General features: G+C 55.5%; 8 protein-coding genes and 9 pseudogenes. 10 read left to right on the top strand and 7 right to left on the bottom strand.

Annotated elements, in window-relative coordinates:
- Positions 1-944, top strand: a pseudogene (locus ACTBDU_RS05475) (IS3 family transposase); the annotation flags it as partial.
- A 256-nt stretch (positions 945-1,200) separates the two neighbouring features.
- Here the strand turns inward: ACTBDU_RS05475 and ACTBDU_RS05470 are convergent.
- From ACTBDU_RS05470 to ACTBDU_RS05450, 5 genes and pseudogenes are all read right to left on the bottom strand, one after another.
- A pseudogene (locus tag ACTBDU_RS05470) lies at positions 1,201-3,201 on the bottom strand (aminotransferase class I/II-fold pyridoxal phosphate-dependent enzyme).
- A 131-nt stretch (positions 3,202-3,332) separates the two neighbouring features.
- Entirely contained in the window at positions 3,333-3,578 is a 246-nt protein-coding gene (locus ACTBDU_RS05465) for a hypothetical protein (RefSeq protein ID WP_438805790.1), read from the bottom strand.
- Positions 3,579-3,657: 79 nt separating this feature from the next.
- Complete coding sequence (locus ACTBDU_RS05460) at positions 3,658-3,897, bottom strand: hypothetical protein (RefSeq protein WP_438805789.1); 240 nt, start codon at positions 3,895-3,897, stop codon at positions 3,658-3,660.
- 513 nt (positions 3,898-4,410) lie between these two features.
- A pseudogene (locus tag ACTBDU_RS05455) lies at positions 4,411-7,022 on the bottom strand (MlaD family protein).
- A pseudogene (locus ACTBDU_RS05450) lies at positions 6,994-8,042 on the bottom strand (paraquat-inducible protein A). The pseudogenes ACTBDU_RS05455 and ACTBDU_RS05450 overlap by 29 nt, the downstream one beginning before the upstream one ends.
- Positions 8,043-8,315: 273 nt before the next feature.
- On the opposite strand from ACTBDU_RS05450, the pseudogene ACTBDU_RS05445 reads away from it, so the two are divergent.
- From ACTBDU_RS05445 to ACTBDU_RS05430, 4 genes and pseudogenes are all read left to right on the top strand, one after another.
- Positions 8,316-8,771 (top strand): annotated as a pseudogene (locus ACTBDU_RS05445) (GAF domain-containing protein).
- 101 nt (positions 8,772-8,872) lie between these two features.
- Positions 8,873-9,535 carry an RNA chaperone ProQ gene (proQ, locus tag ACTBDU_RS05440; protein WP_438805788.1) on the top strand — a complete coding sequence of 221 codons (663 nt, stop codon included), beginning with the start codon at positions 8,873-8,875 and terminating at the stop codon, positions 9,533-9,535.
- A gap of 19 nt (positions 9,536-9,554) precedes the next feature.
- Positions 9,555-11,594 carry a carboxy terminal-processing peptidase gene (prc, locus tag ACTBDU_RS05435; RefSeq protein ID WP_438805787.1) on the top strand — a complete coding sequence of 680 codons (2,040 nt, stop codon included), beginning with the start codon at positions 9,555-9,557 and terminating at the stop codon, positions 11,592-11,594.
- A 192-nt stretch (positions 11,595-11,786) separates the two neighbouring features.
- A pseudogene (locus tag ACTBDU_RS05430) lies at positions 11,787-12,260 on the top strand (M48 family metalloprotease); the annotation flags it as partial.
- On the opposite strand, the pseudogene ACTBDU_RS05425 reads toward ACTBDU_RS05430, so the two are convergent.
- Both ACTBDU_RS05425 and ACTBDU_RS05420 read right to left on the bottom strand, forming a co-directional pair.
- A pseudogene (locus ACTBDU_RS05425) lies at positions 12,236-13,405 on the bottom strand (IS3 family transposase). The pseudogenes ACTBDU_RS05430 and ACTBDU_RS05425 overlap by 25 nt on opposite strands.
- A gap of 81 nt (positions 13,406-13,486) precedes the next feature.
- Positions 13,487-13,879, bottom strand: a pseudogene (locus tag ACTBDU_RS05420) (MFS transporter); the annotation flags it as partial.
- A 214-nt stretch (positions 13,880-14,093) separates the two neighbouring features.
- Here ACTBDU_RS05420 and kdgR point away from each other — a divergent pair.
- The 5 genes and pseudogenes from kdgR (at position 14,094) to ACTBDU_RS05395 (ending at position 16,145) form a co-directional block, all read left to right on the top strand.
- Positions 14,094-14,883: pseudogene (gene kdgR, locus ACTBDU_RS05415) on the top strand (DNA-binding transcriptional regulator KdgR).
- Positions 14,884-14,947: 64 nt separating this feature from the next.
- Positions 14,948-15,196, top strand: a complete 249-nt coding sequence (locus tag ACTBDU_RS05410; protein ID WP_438805796.1) for a DUF2766 family protein — start codon at positions 14,948-14,950, stop codon at positions 15,194-15,196.
- Between the two features lie 197 nt (positions 15,197-15,393).
- Positions 15,394-15,495 (top strand): PhoP/PhoQ regulator MgrB, encoded by a 102-nt coding sequence (mgrB, locus tag ACTBDU_RS05405; RefSeq protein WP_438805795.1) that lies wholly within the window; start codon positions 15,394-15,396, stop codon positions 15,493-15,495.
- Positions 15,496-15,603: 108 nt separating this feature from the next.
- On the top strand, positions 15,604-15,768 hold the full coding sequence (locus ACTBDU_RS05400; protein ID WP_438805786.1) for a YebO family protein: 165 nt from the start codon (positions 15,604-15,606) through the stop codon (positions 15,766-15,768).
- 194 nt (positions 15,769-15,962) lie between these two features.
- Complete coding sequence (locus tag ACTBDU_RS05395; protein WP_438805785.1) at positions 15,963-16,145, top strand: hypothetical protein; 183 nt, start codon at positions 15,963-15,965, stop codon at positions 16,143-16,145.
- Positions 16,146-16,233: the final 88 nt, after the last annotated feature.

Below are 16,233 nucleotides of genomic sequence, written 5' to 3'. Positions count from 1 at the left end.
TGAAATGGAAAACGAAATATTAAAAAAGGCTACAGCGCTCTTGATGTCAGACTCCCTGAACAGTTCTCGTTAATCGGGAAACTCAGAGCGCGTTATCCTGTGGCCACACTCTGCCACGTGTTCAGGGCTCATCGCAGCAGTTACAAATACTGGAAAAGTCGTCCTGACAGGCCAGACGGCAGGCGAACGGTATTGCGCAGTCAGGTTCATGAACTGCACAGTATCAAGCATGGTGCCGCTGGCGCGAGGAGTATCGCCACCATGGCAACCCAGAGAGGCTTCCGGATGGGGCGCTGGCTCGCAGGCAGGCTCATGAATGAGCTGGGTCTGGTCAGTTGTCAGCAGCCGACGCACAGGTATAAGCGTGGCGGTCAGGAGCATGTTGCGATCTCGAATTATCTTGAGCGTCAGTTCGCTGTAACGGAGCCAAACCAGGTATGGTGCGGCGATGTGACGTATATCTGGGCCGGGAAACGCTGGGCATACCTTGCGGTTGTTCTTGATCTGTTCGCGAGGAAACCGGTGGGCTGGGCTATGTCGTTCTCCCCTGACAGCAGACTGACCATCAAAGCACTGGAAATGGCATGGGAAACGCGTGGTAAACCAGCCGGAGTGATGTTCCACAGCGATCAGGGTAGCCACTATACGAGCAGGCAGTTCCGACAGTTGCTGTGACGTTACCGGATCAAACAAAGCATGAGTCGGCGGGGGAACTGTTGGGATAACAGTCCGATGGAGCGCTTCTTCAGAAGTCTGAAGAACGAGTGGATACCGGTAACGGGCTACATAAGCTTCAGCGAAGCAGCTCATGGAATTACCGACTATATCGTGGGATATTACAGCGCACTCAGGCCGCATGAATATAACGGTGGGTCGCCACCAAACAAAACAAATCAGAAAATAGATACTGGAAAAACGTTAATGCGGTGGCCAGTTTTGGTTGACCACTACACAATTCTGGACTGTCCAAAATAGCTATTTTTTAGGGTTTAAGGGAGTCCAGAATTGTCTGCAAATTAGTCCAGAATATTTTGCATCGCTACACTGTGCCTTAAAACGCGCATGTTCAATATGCGGCAGGTGCCTAAACGCCCTTACTTAATAAGGGCCATCAGGAACATCTGGCGATGGCGCCCACACGGCCGTCGCCAGCCATATCGATAATGTGCACGACAGCATCGTCAGCCGCTTAAGCCAGATTTAATCACGGCAACCGTGCACGAGCTCGGCGCCATGGTAGGGGGCGGACAATCTTCGCCCGCCTCTTAGCCGCTTAACGCGCATCGTGGGCCCTCTCGCTGCGGCTGGCGAGCATCGCCGCCAGCACCCTGGTGGCGATGGCGAAATCCTCAAGCGCCATGCTTTCCAAAGGATTGTGGCTGCCGTTGGCGTTGCGCACAAACAGCATCGCGGTGGGACGCCCTGGGCTGCGAACAACGCCGCATCATGACCGGCGCCGCTGGGCATGATCATATTTCGCACCCGCTGTGCTTCGGCTGCGTGGCGCAGCGCGGTCAACAGCGCAGGATCTATCTGCGCCGGGGCGCTGCCGGTCTGCTCGCCGAGGTCAAAACCTACGCCGTGCCGGCCGCCTATTTCTTCTATCAGCCGCCGCAACTCGGTATCCATCAGCGCCAGCGTTGACGTACTGCGCGAACGGAAATCCAGGCAAAAGGCCACCTCGCTGCTGACTTTACTAAAATCCGCCTGCTGAGGATGGGTCGCGAACTGGCCGACGGTCACCGTCAGTTCATGCCCCTCCTGCTCCAGCGCGCCCCATAGTCGATGCGGCTCGCTCACCAGTTCCGCTATCGCCACGACCGCATCCTGGCGGTGGCCCCGCGGTGGCGCCCGAATGGGAATAGCGGCCGAGACAGCGTGCCGCACAATAGCGCAGATTGCCGCAAATACCGCTGACACGGCCGAGTGGGAGGCCGTAATCCAACAACACCGGCCCCTGTTCAATGTGCAGTTCAATAAAACAGGCGACGGCCGCAGCGCTGAGCCAGAGTGGCTCTGCCAGCAACCGCGCCGCGTCCGCCCCCCGATTCGCGAAATGCTGCGCCAGAGTGCGGCCGTTATCGGCCCGTGGGGTCTCCATTGCCGCAGGGGGCAGCAGACCGAAGGCCGCCTTGCTGCTGAGATAGGAAATCGGAAACCAGGCGCTTTCCTCCGCGCGGATGGCCATGACCGTGACATCCCGCTGCGGCTGAAAACCTGCCGCCACCCAGCCCGCCCGGCCATGCCGGCCAGTACGTCGGCGGCGTCGTCGAAATTGCCGCCGCAGGGTACGGAATCCAGATGCGAACCGGTGATAACCGCCGTCACCGCGGGCAAACGGCCGGGCAGCGTCATGTACAGGTTGAGCGCCGAATCGGTGGCGACGCGCAGCCCAAGCGCCTCAGCGGTGTGGCGCAGACGGCCGCACCATTCGAACAGCAGGGTTTGTGGTCCATTGAGTGCGGCCAGCGCACCTGCCTGACCGATAGCGCTGGGGCAGGAGGTACTTTGCGATTGCAGCAGTGCCAGACCCTCAATCAGCCACGCCGGGCCGCCGGCGCAACCAAGACGCCAGCCCGTCATGGCATAAGCTTTCGATACGCCGTTGACGGTCAGGGTGCGTGCTGCCAGTGACGGCACGGCTGTGGCGAAAGAGACAAACTTCCCTTCGTAGACGATGTGTTCATAGATATCGTCAGACATCACCAGCACCCGCGGGTAGGCCGCCAGGACCTCGCCCTGCGCGCGCAGCCCTTCTGCGCCATAAAGCGCCCCGGACGGATTGCCCGGAGAATTTAACAGCAGCCAACGGCTGTTGGCGTTCAGCGCGGCCTCAAGACGGGCGGGCGTCAATTTAAAATCGTCCTGGTCGCCCGGCTCGACATAACGCGGCACGACGCCGGTCAGCCGCACCATTTCGGGATAAGACACTTAATAAGGGGCAGGGATAATCACTTCATCTTCCGGCTCAAGCGTGGCTAACAGCGCATTAAAAATGATTTGCTTGGCGCCGGTACTGGCGATAATTTGCTGTGGGGTGAATTCGAGCTGATTCTCACGCCGGAATTTGGCGATAATGGCCGCCTTGAGCGCGGGGGTGCCGCTGACATCCGTATAACGGGTCTGTCCGTCGTGCAGGGAGGTAATGGCCTCGCGTACGATAGGCTCAGGCGTGTCAAAATCAAGCTCGCCGGAACTCATGTTGATGATATCGAGACCTTCTGCGGTCAGTTTGCGGGCAAACTAGGAGATTACCAGCGTTACCGAGGGCTGTAGCGCGGGCAGCCGCGTTGACAGTTGGTCATGAATGGCGTGGGCGGCGCATCCTGCTGTCATCCTGTGCGGGTGAATAGCAAATATTTCGATTGCCCACCACAAAAGATTTTGATGAATAGGGCGTTACGGCGCTGCCGGCGGCGGCCGGCGCGGTCGTTTGACGCAGCACCTCGCTGACCACGACGATAACAATCGTCGATATGGCTATTTCCCAGCAGCTTCATCGCGCTGAAGCTCAGGCCTGCCGCCAGCGCCTGACCCAACAGCGGGACATAGCCTCGTGCCACCGGCTTGGTGGCCACCCTGACCCCCACGCGTTTAAGCGCATGGCTGACGGCTTCGCAGGTGAGGGTTTTGCCGATAAGACGACTGCCGACGGCGCTAATGGCGATAAAAGATATACTTCTTGCGGTTGGGATGAAGCTGCGCCAACTGCTGCTCGCTCAAGCCGAATCGCTCATTGATAGCCGACAGCAGCGCCAGCAGAATCGATACATCAGTACCGATATCCAGGCCGGGGAGCGGAATAACCGAGGCCCTCGCCGACAGCGCAGCGCGTTTGGTTACCATTTTGCGGCACGCTTCCCGGGCTTCATCAAGTTGTTGACGGGTTTCAATCATAAACTGAAGCAATCCTGTGGCTTAGCCATAGCGCTAAGTTTAGCAGGCGCAACACGGGGGAGACGGGTGGTAGGGCGAGGTATCCTATTGCAGCAATAGGTCGCACCAACGTCGCAGGGGCATTATCATCTTTGCACCCTCATTTGTATTCATACTTGTTTAACTTACTCTTCTCAGCCTGCGGGCTGATTTTTTTGCCCCGAGCCTGTTCGCGATGTCAGCGATATACGCCGTCGCCCCGCCCGATCATCATCGCCCCTGGATAAGGGTGGCATCGTCAACGGCAAAACTGCCGATTTGCACTGTCGTCTTGGCCATAAATAGGCCCTTTTTACTGTGAGGTGAGAATGGCGTACTCCTGTGGCAAAGAGTTATTGCAGTATAGCGCAAACAGCACGAAAAGCTAAATTCTCCGCTGGCGGCGTATTCCCCCCCCCGCTGCCAAGGGAGAAGGCCGCGGTTGCCGGGCCGCCGTACCCATCAATTTGGCGGCACGGCGGTGCCCCGGGTTTTTCACTCTTGTTGTTCCTCACTGTTAAGCAGGAAATGCTTGCCCTCGGTAGCTTTTGGCGCCAGCGGGGTCGTCGGCGGGGTGGCAAACGCGATGCCGCCGCGGACGAACTGCTGGAAGGTGCCGCTCTTCACGCTGCCGCCGGTTAGGCCGAATTTGATATCGTAGCCCGATGCCAGCCAGAACACGGGATTAGTACGCACCAGGTGCTGGTATTGACGGCTGATGCGCAGCGCTACATAAACCCGGTCAGCCAGCGTGCCAAGGGCAAGCTCGGTGACCGTGCCCACCTCAATGCCGCGATACAGTAACCGGCGTGCCGACCTGCAGGCTGCCGGCTTCCGGCGTGTCTACCACAATATTCAGCCCATTCAGATAACGGGAATCGGTGATGGTGGTCTGCTGCAGTTCAAATTCGCGCGCGCCGCCGCCTTTGCCCGGCTCAACGTTGATATACGGCTGTCGCAGCGTTTCCAGATGGTTGCCCCCGCCGGCGGGAATTTTCGGCGTCACGACCGAAAAGCGTGTGCCGTTACGGGCGAAAGCCTGTACGTATTCGGGATATAATACCGCCCGCGCTAGCACCAGATTACTGCCGGGGGAGAACTTCATCGTCTCCATCTGGCCGACCTCGATCCCCAGATAGCGGATGGGCTTTCCTGGCGAAAGTTTGCTGGCGTCATAGGCACGCAGCACGATCTGGCTGCCCACCGCCCGCGCGGCGTTTTCCGAGCCGTAGAGCTTACGCGGCGCGCCTTTTGTCACCGCGGCACCCGCCAGGTTGTCGAAACTGACTGCGCCTTTCAACGCGCGGTTTAGCGGTGAAGCCTGTACCGTGAGGCCGCTGCCGTTAATTTGTACCCGAGGCGCGGCGCTTTCGGCCCAAAACACCCTCTTGTCTCTCAATAAATTACGGTATTTCGGCTGGATGTAAACATCGACTTCAAAGTCCTGCGGCGTAGGCCGCACATCGACAATCTCACCCACCTGGAATTTGCGGTAAAGCACGATCAAACCGGTCTGGATATCGGGTAAATCGGTCGCGCTCAGCGTCAGGGTGGCGGAGGGCCTGTCTCCTTGGATGCCTTGTTCAGCCATTTCGCGATTGCCGTACAATGGATAGTGGCTCTGCGCCGGCCCTTGCGCGCCCGGTATGACTTCCACACCGCCGTCGAGCCATTCCTGCGCGCTGGTCCCCCAATACCCGTACCCCGTCCAGACCGAATTTGACATCGACCCGGCTGTTAACAACAAATTTAGTGTCATTGATAAATGAGGCTGGCGTATTCCGGCTTAACGGCGGCGCTGACCACGACCCGATCGCCCGTGAGTTGACGTGCGGTAATCTTGCCCACCTGTATCCCTTTCATAGTCAGCGGCTGACCGGCGTCGATACCGTAGGTTTGCGGCGCGCTCAGGGTAAAGATTTTCACCCCCGGCAACTGCAGCAGACTACGGTTACCGTCGGGCACCGTGAAACGCTGCTGCGGTTCTCCGTCTCCGGGAATCAGCTCCAGCGTGGTGCCGGCCAATAAACCGCTGATATCGGGCTGGGTGAGCGAGAGCTGCGGCGTGGTCATTTCGATACGGGTACCGCTGCGCATCAAATCGGCAACCGACGGATTAAGCGTCAATTCGCCGGTGACATGTTTGTCTTTTCCCAGGGTGGTTTTCGTTAACATGCCGACTTCCAGGCCCTGATACAGCAATGGCGTATGGCCGGCGCTAAGATGGCTGCCGTCGGGCAGGTCGAGGGTAATGATAACGCCGCGCTAGCTGTGGGCCAGATCGGGGTAAAGCCGATAATTATCGTCAGTGCTCGCCTGGGCGCTATCGGCCTGCGAGTCGAACGCGATAACGCCGTTGACCAGCGCCGCCACGCTTTCCATTTCTACCCGCGCGCCGTGAAGATTTACATTGGTTTTCAGCCCGGAGACATTCCAAAAGCGGCTGTCTTTTTTCACCAGATGGGTAAAGCGGCGATCGATCAGCGCGTCGATGGTCGCCCCTTTACGGTTGCGGGCGATGTCGAAATCGTAGACTTTGCCGACCGGCAGCTTGCGGAAATACACCAGCGAACCGGTGCTGAGCGAGCCCAGATTGTCCGCCTGCAAATGCACCATCATCTCGCCGGTATTGACGCGATATTTTGGCTGGGTATCCAGGGCGGTAAAGTGGGTTTGTTCGTTGCCCTTACCCGGCATGATACCGACGTAGTTCCCGCCGACCAGGGCGTCCAGGCCGGAAATGCCGGCCAGGGATGCCTTAGGCGTCACCAGCCAGAATTGCGTCCCTTCGCGCGTATCGCTTTTGATGCTGGCCTCGACCTTAATAGTGCGCAGGTCATCGCTGAGCTTGATATTCTGTACGGTGCCGGCCTCCACGCCCTGATAACGCACCGGCGGGCGCCCGGCGACGATGCCATCGGCGGAGACAAAATCAATCGTTACGGTGGTACCGCGCTCTTGCAGGGTGCTATTATAGACCAGCCAGCCAGCCAGCCAGCCAGCCAGCCAGCAATCAGCAGGGCGATAAACGGCAGCAGCCAGAAAGACAATATCCGGCGTTTGGTGCGGATCGTCGCATTAATCGGTGTAGTCGGCGTGTGTGGCATGTGCGTCCCATAGCAAACGGCTGTTTAACCACTCGATAGCGAGAATTGTCAAAATCACGGCGGAGCCAAAATAGAAACCAGCCGGTCCCAGCATAAAGGCAAGCAGTTGATCTCTATCGACCAGCGACAGAGTAATGGCAATCACAAACAGATCAAGCATGGACCACCGTCCAATCCAGATAATGAAGCGCCGCCGCCGGACGCGGGTCTTCATGCCCTGGCGAACATTGAAATGGATGCTCAGCAGAAGCGTAAACAGCACAATGATTTTGATAAACGGGACCAAAATGCTGGCGATAAAGACGATGGCCGCCACCGCCACATTCCCCTGTGCCAGTGGCAGAATGCCGGACATAATCGTAGCCTGGTTACGGCTCCCGTTGCTCGTTGAGGTAGATAATGGATATCGGCAGCACATTGACGGGGATCAGCATGATAATCGCGCCAATGCGCGCCGTCCAGGCCTTTTGCAGACTGTGATGGCGGAGTTAGTCGGTGTTGAGACTGATTAAGCTCAGGATGCTGAACAGGGTCAAAATAACGTGGGCGGTTAATCCCAGGCCGGTGGCCACGTTGGCGTAATCCTTCACCTTGATTGACGCTACGGCCATACCGACCAAATAAGTATCAAGCATCACCCATTCTTTCAGCCAATGCAACATCAGCAGCACGGGGCGTAAATTCAGGCCCAGCCGCTGGCCAAAATATAAATATGAAAGAGAAAAAACCAGCGCGGCTGGCGCCCCTACGGTACAAAACGCCAGCATACTGGCAGTAATGATATTGCCCTGTAGCGCCATTTGCCAAATGGCCTGCAGCGAATTGGCGTGCCGAGCAGGCGGATGCTGATTAACGGCTCGATAAAAGCAAAAGGCATCAACAGCAACATAGCGACCGGCAGCGCGGGCAGCAGCCATCCTGATTATCGCTCAGGGCCGGCAGGATAAACAAAACATCGCATTCCGGACAGCGTTGATATTGGTCGGACGGAAAAACATCATAAATCGCGGTTATTTTCATCGCGCGGCGTTTACGCCTCCCTCACACCTCATTTTTTCATTCTCCATGCCGCCGTTGTCGGGTTATAATTACCGCTTGGCGAACGGCCTGCCTGGCCGGGCCAACATACCCGCGCGAGAACACTTTGTGAAGTCATAACGGATTAATCTTGTGGCTTTGGGCATTTATTGCTTATTTTATAGAGTCTAGCGTGCCGTCTGCTAACACAAAGATTAGCTCATTTAATGGTTTATTATGAATAAATAACAATTTTACGCCGAATTATTGCAGGATATGTCGGCACTCCTGGATGGCGAAACGCATTTTATCGCCGCGATGGCCAATGCCAGCGCTTTGCTTTATGAATGAGCGCCTGAAAGGGGTGACCTGGGCCGGTTCTTATTTACTTGACGGTGATATACTCGTTCTCGGGCCTTTTCAGGGCAAGGTCGCCGGCGTGCGCATCCCGCTGAGCAAAGGAGTTTGCGGCAGAGCCGCGGCGGAAAACGGAATTCAGCGTATTAACGATGTACATGTCTTTCCGGGACATATAGCCTGCGACACCGCCAGTAATGCAGAAATCATATTGCCTATTACGCTAGACGGTCGTGTGGCGGGAGTATTGATATCGATAGCACGATTTATCAACGCTTCGATCAGGACGATGAAGGGGGACTGAAGGCGGTGGCAGATTACCTCTGCCGGCAGTTGGGAACCACCGATATGCGCAAATTTATCACTAATACTTGATAATGATATACGAATAACGTGGCATTTGCCGATGGCGTCATTATAATGACGCCTGTTCATGCCTGCACTGGTTGGCAAGCCCGTTGTAATCAGGAAAATTCATGGAAAATCAACCTAAGTTGAACAGCAACAAAGAAGTGATTGCCTTTCTGGCGGAGCGATTCCCGCTCTGTTTCACGGCAGAAGGCGAAGCCAGGCCGCTTAAGATCGGCATTTTTCAGGACCTTGTTGAATGGGTTCAGGGCGAAGAAAATATCAGCAAGACGCAATTGCGCTCCGCGTTGCGTCTTTATACCTCAAGCTGGCGTTACCTCTACGGGATAAAGCTTGGCGAGCAGCGCGTCGATCTCGACGGTCATCCCTGCGGCGAACTGGAAGCGCAGCATGTTGAGCATGCACGCAAACAATTAGAGGAAGCCAAAGCGCGCGTGCAGCTTCAGCGGGCCGCCGCCCAGCAGGCCAAAAAATGCGAAAACAGCGAGGCCGCGGCAGGCAAGCGGCCCGCCAAGAGTGACAACGTCACGCCCAGCAAACCGCGTCCTAAACAAGAACGTCCTGCGCCCGCCCCCAAGCAGGAGGTGCCGGTCGTCAAAATTGTGCCTGTTACCGATATTTCCAGGTTACAAATCGGCCAGACTATTGAAGTCAAAGTAGGTAAAAATCCCATGGACGCAACTGTCATGGAAATCGCCAAAGAAGGGGTACGTGTGCAGCTCTCTTCCGGGATGGCTTTGATAGTACGCGCAGAACACCTTCAGTTCTGATACGGAGGCCAACCAGGGCATGAACACATTTATCAGAGTCGCCATCATGGCGGGAGCGCTATTGGCGGGCGTCGCGATGGCGAAAGGCGACATCGCCCGCGCTGATCAGATCCCGGCGTTGAAAGAAGAAGCACAGCAGCGGACGGTGAGCCAGCGGGTCAGCGCGCGGTTTACGCGTTCGCATTATCGCCAGTTCGATCTGGACGCGGCTTTCGCCGGTAAAATTTTCGACCGTTACCTCAACATGCTCGACTATAGCCACAATGTGTTGCTGGCTTCGGATATTGCGCAGTTCGCCACCCAAAAAGCCGAGCTTGCCGATGAGCTGAAGAGTGGGAAACTGGACCTGCCCTATGCGATGTACAACCTGACGGAAAAACGGCGGTTCGAGCGCTATCAGTATGCCCTGGCGCAGTTGAGCAAACCGATGGACTTCAACGGTAACGGCGCCATCGAAATCGACCGCAGCAAAGCTCCCTGGCCCAAAACCACGGCTGAGCTGGCCGTGCTTTGGGATGCCAAGGTGAAGTATGACGCGCTGAATCTTAAGCTTACCGGTAAAGATGAGAAAGAGATCCGCGATATATTGACCAAGCGTTATCAGTTCGCCATCCGGCGGCTAGCGCAAAGCAACAGCGAAGACGTGTTCCAGCTTATCATGAACGCTTTCGCCCATGAGATCGATCCGCACACCAATTACCTTTCTCCGCGCAATACCGAACAGTTCAACAGCGAAATGAGCCTGTCGCTTGAAGGTATCGGCGCGGTATTGCAGATGGATGATGATTACACGGTAATAAACTCGCTGGTACCGGGCGGCCCGGCAGCGAAAAACAAAGCCATTACCGTAGGCGATCGCGTGGTGGGCGTCGGGCAGACCAACAAACCGATGGTGGATGTCATCGGCTGGCGGCTTGATGATGTCGTATCGCTGATAAAAGGGCCGAAGGGCAGCAAGGTGTGGTTGGAAATATTGCCCGCCGGCAAAGGCACCAAAACCCGTATCGTCACCGTCATCCGCGAGCGTATCCGGCTTGAGGATCGGGCGGTGAAAATGTCGGTAAAGACGATCGGCAAAGAAAAAGTAGGCGTTCTGGATATCCCCGGGTTCTACGTGGGCCTGACCGATGATGTCAAGGTACAGATGCAGAAGCTGGAAAAACAGAACGTGCAGAGCATCATTATCGATTTGCGCGCCAACGGCGGCGGCGCGTTGACCGAAGCCGTTTCGTTATCGGGGTTGTTTATTCCCAGCGGGCCGGTCGTACAGGTGCGGAATAACAACGGTAAAATCCGCGAGGACAGCGATACCGACGGCATTGTCTACTATAAAGGCCCGCTGGTGGTGCTGGTCGATCGGTTCAGTGCCTCCGCGTCGGAGATTTTCGCCGCGGCGATGCAGGATTATGGTCGGGCGCTGGTGGTCGGTGAGCCGACCTTCGGTAAAGGTACCGTGCAGCAATATCGCTCGCTGAACCGCATTTACGATCAGATGTTGCGCCCGGAATGGCCTGCGCTGGGGTCTATTCAATACACGATTCAGAAATTTTACCGCGTCAACGGCGGAAGCACGCAGCGTAAAGGCGTCGTGCCGGATATCATCATGCTCACCGGCACCGAGACCGTCGAAACCGGCGAAAAATTTGAAGATAATGCGCTCCCTTGGGACAGCATTAACGCGGCCACCTATACCAAGGCCGGCGATCTGAAGCACTTTGCTCCAGAATTGCTTAAAGCGCATCAGGCGCGTATCGCCAAGGATCCTGAATTCCAGTATATACAGCAGGATATCGCGCGATTCCACGCCCTGAAAGATAAGCGTAACTGGGTATCCCTCAATCTCGCCCAGCGGGAAAAGGAGAACCATGAGGATGACGCTATCCGTCTGCAGCGCACCAGCGGGCGGCTGATACGTCAGGGCAAGAAACCGGTGAAAAATCTGGAGGCGATTCCCAAGGATTTCAAAGAGCCGGATCCCTACCTGGATGAAACGGTGCAGATTGCGCTGGATCTCGCTCATGCCGAAGCCAGCCAGCCCGTCGTCCCTCCTGCGAGGTAACAGGCTCACCAGGGCGCCGACACCGGCGCCCTTTTTTTTGGTGCGGGTCGGGGAAGAAGACAAAAGTTTAACAAAATGTAAAGTTATGTCTTTTTAGCGACTTATCGGCCCGTAATGCTTGAAAATCGCCGGCGAGGCCCTAGATCAACGTTACGCACTAAGCGTGATAATTTTCGAGGAACCAGACATTTTATGATGCGTATCGCTCTCTTCCTGCTCACTAACCTGGCGGTGATGGCGGTGTTCGGTATTGTACTGAGCCTCACCAGGATCCAGTCCTCAAGTGTAGCCGGATTAATGATTATGGCCGGCCTGTTCGGTTTCGGCGGAGCTTTCCTTTTGCTGTTAATGTCAAAATCCATGGCGCTGCGCTCGCTCTGCGGCGAAGCGATTGAACAGCCGCGCAACGAAACCGAACGCTGGCTGCTCAATATACCGTGCGCCAGCAGGCGCAGCAGGCGAACATCGCCATGCCGCAGGTGGCGTTGTACCACGCGCCCGATATCAACGCTTTTGCTACCGGCGCCCGGCGCGATGTTTCGCTGGTGGCCGTCAGTAGCGGCTTGTTGCAGACATATGAACCGCGACGAGGCCGAAGCGGTGATCGCGCACGAAATCAGCCATATCGCCAATTGTAGTGGTCAACTAATACTGGCCACCGCATTAGACTGTATGTAAAACAGTCGCTCAGGTTGGTTTGGAGTTAAGCCGCCGTTACACCAGTGAGGTTGGATAGCGCTGTAATATCCCGTGATGTAGCGGATAATCGTGTCCTGGGTTTCGCTGAAGCTGTTGTAACCCCTTTGTCGGCACCCATTCTGTCTTCAGGCTGCGGAAGTACCGCTCTATCGGGCTGTTATCCCAGCAGTTACCCCGCCAACTCATACTCTGCTTTATCCAGCAGCCCATAGGGCTTGCCGGTATTGACGGCTGGTATAGGGGCTGCCCTGGTCGCTGTGGAACATGACTCCTGTTGGCTGCCCCCGGAGTTCCCAGGTCATCTGTAGCGTTTTGACTGTCAGCGCCGAGTCTGGCGACGTCGACATGAGCCCAGCCCACCGGTTTGCGGGCGAACAGGTCCAGCACCACCGCAAGGTAAACCTAGCCTTTGGCCGTCCAGATGTAGGTCACATTGCCGCACCAGACTTGATCCGGCGCGGTAACCGCGAACTGGCGGTTGAGATGGTTCGGTATTTCAACGTGTTCATTGCCGCCGCGTTTGTATTTGTGAGCCGGTAGGTGGCAGCTGGCGATACCCAGCTCCTCCATCAGCTTACCGGCCAGCCAGCGCCTCACTTTAACGCCAGAGCTGCTGGTGACGATGGTCGCGATGCTTCGAACGCCGGCAGAGCCGCCGCTGGCGTTCCAGGCTTCCATGACGCGGCTACGATTAACCACACGCTCACAGTCGGCTTCATTAGCGGAAGCCTGGCAGTGCCTGTAGCTGCTGCGATGTACCTCAAAAGTTTGGCACAACGCCGTGACCGGGTATCGCGCTCTCAGCCTGTCGACTATCGTGAACTGTTGAGTGAGTCCGACATTAAGGACGCCGTAGCCTTTTTTAGAATTTTATTTTCCATTTCGAGGCGCTGTATCCGTTTTCTCATTTCCCTAAGTTCAGTCTGTTCCGGAGTTAGAGGCAGCCCCGGAGGCGTTTTCCCCTGTCGCTCCAGACGTAACGATTTTGCCCAACGGTTGATAGCAGAAAGACTGACGTTCACCGCCTTAGCCGCTTCGCCGCGTGTGTAGTTCTGGTCGAGGACCAGCTTTGCCGCTTCGAGTTTAAATTCAGCAGTAAATGTTTTACTCATTGGTTCACCTGTAAGATTTTGAGGTGAGCATATCACCTCAACTCAGGTGGTCAAATTCAGTGTGCCACTACAATGCGGATTAATGCGGATTGGCGCGCCATTGATGCTCATCACTGCCGCGGCGCCGAAACCCTGGAGCGCGCGGGCGCCAATCAACATCCATAGACTGTCCGACAATGCACAGAGTAACGATATGACGCTGAATACCGCCAGACCACACTGATAGACGCGCCGGTAGCCGTAGATATCGCCGAGGCTGGCGAAAGAGAGCAGGGAAACGATTATCGCCAGCTGATAGGCATTGACTACCCAGATCGGGGCCGCCGGGCTGGCGTGGAGTTCCCGGGCGATAGCGGGCAGGGCGACGTTGGTGATGGCGCCATCCAGGACCGCAATGGAGACGCTCAACACAATCGTTAAAATGGCTCCGTAGCGTTGCGGCAGGGGAAGGCAGTCATGATCGATATGGGTCATTAAGGTTCGTTCATCCGTAAAAGCATTTGCTGTAACACTTTTGTTGCAATCGGCGAGGTGCGATTCGAGCGTGAAATGTAATAAATACTAACTAACGGTCAATGTTGGGCACTTCTGTATTGCACATTGCGCAGGCGATGGCCTTGCCATGATACTAAAAATCATGTTCTATTTTTTTTAAAACACAAACTCCATTTATAGGACACCCATTAACATGGCGATAGCAGAAGTCGACCGGCAACCCGATTTGGTGTCGTCGGTATTAAAAGTGTTTGGTATTCTCCAGGCATTAGGGGATGAGCGTGAAATTGGCATTACCGAGCTATCGTAGCGGGTAATGATGTCCAAAAGCACGGTGTACCGCTTCCTGCAAACGATGAAATCTCTGGGGTATGTCGCCCAGGAAGGGGAGTCGGAAAAGTATTCATTAACGCTTAAATTATTTGAACTGGGCGCCAAAGCACTGCAGAATGTCGATTTGATACGCCTCGCCGATATTCAGATGCGGGTATTGTCTAATCTGACGCGTGAGACTATCCATCTCGGCGCGCTGGATGACGGCAGCATTGTCTATATCCACAAGACAGATTCGTTGTACAATTTACGGATGTATTCCCGCGTCGGCCGCCGCATCCCCGCTTTACAGTACCGCTATTGGCAAGGTGCTGCTGGCCTGGCGCGAGACCTCTGAGGCGCGCGACATTCTGGCTGAAGTGGTCTTTACCTGCAGTACATCGCGCACGGCAGGTAGCAGCGAGGCGCTATTGCCGGAGCTTAAGCAAGTACGGGCGCAGGGCTTTGGCGAGGATGGCGAGGAGGAGGAAGGGTTGCGTTGTATCGCCGTGCCGATTTTTGGCCGTTTTGGCGTCGTCATAGCCGGCCTGAGCATTTCGTTTCCCACGATTCGTTTCTCCGAAGACGCCAAAAACGATTATGTCAAAATGCTGTACGATGCGGCGCGCATGATCTCCCGCCAGATGGGCTACCATGACTATCCGTTTTAACGCCCCGTTGATTAAACCGGGTTGATCATGCCTGGTTCAGATGCCCAGGCTTAAAGGAAAAGAGATGGTAAAGCCTTTCACCGAAAACCAGGAACTGGTGGCCGATCTGGTCACCTGCCCGCTGGTGATGAAACAAATTCTGGATGTTATCGATATTATAGCGTCTGCGGAGGTGCGGGACAAAATGTCCGCGCAACTGAAAAACATCGATTTTGGCATTCATCTGGCCGCGCGTGATCTCATCACGCAGCGCGCCATTGAGAAAGCTATCGCTCTTATCGACATGAAGTTTGACCGCGTTACCCCGCATTAACTGCCCTCTGTTAGGCCGCATTTAGCCGATGAGTGCGATCAATTTAGTATGCACGTGTATTTTTTTACTTAAAAAGTATTATATTAGAAACTAATTAAAGTGTTGTTATCTGTTGTTTAAGTTTTAGCGAACAACATTGCTGCATTAGGCATTTCAGGAATAGGGTTTTGAAAAGAGGCACAACGGTTAAACTCATCATGGTTCTGCTGCTCTGTTTGGCGCTTTGGGTGTCGGCGCTAAATAGCTTTTGCGATCAGGGAGGGGATTTCTTCAGCGGCATGTGTCTAGTGACTAAATAGATAAATGCCTTGGTAACATCTGTTAACAGGCAAATTTTATCAGTAAGGGACTAAGTCCGCCGTGGAGTGATAAGATAGCCACTGGTTTAATGAGTGGCAGGTCAGTTCATGAATGAGTTGGGAGATAGCAGCTTGAATATCGCCGTCGCCGTGGCATCTGCCGCGGTATTCGTCATTGTGTTGGCGGTGTGGTTTTTTCTCAACCGCGCTAGCGTCAAAGCCAACGAGCAGATAGCCTTGCTCACCGAGCTGCTAGAGCAGCAGAAACAGTAAACCGCGCTGCTATTGAAGTTAACTCGGGGAGAATAGCTGAACCCGGCAGCGCCGCCGGGGATCAGCGGGCTCGTCATGTTTAAAGGTTTTATCGCTGAACGGTAGTACCCTAACGGGCGTTAATTACCCCGCCGATATAGGGACGGTGGGCTATCCTTTGCGTTGTCCGTCCCTGACAGGGGCAGTGCAAAACCATGAGCAAGCCCAATCGCTGGTATGATTTCGCCAAACTCCACCACACGCCAACAGGCTTCACCAATTTAGATGTTTCTCTGCGCGACCCGGGGGCGTTAAAACGCTGGCGCGAAGAGCGCAAGGTGCAGGGAATGCCTCGACCGCCTGACGAGGGTTGTGATATCTTCATTCGCCAGTGGTAGCAAAAAGCCGACTTCAGCGGTCAGGAAGACGCCGTGTGGTGACTGGGTCACGCCTGTCTGCTGTTGCGGGTAGTGGGCCGACATATTT

It is taken from the genome of Sodalis sp. (in: enterobacteria) (genome assembly GCF_051710625.1).
GTDB lineage: Bacteria > Pseudomonadota > Gammaproteobacteria > Enterobacterales > Enterobacteriaceae > JBPESN01.
Note: the sequence above shows the minus strand (reverse complement) of the source record. Positions and strands in the feature narration are given on the sequence as shown.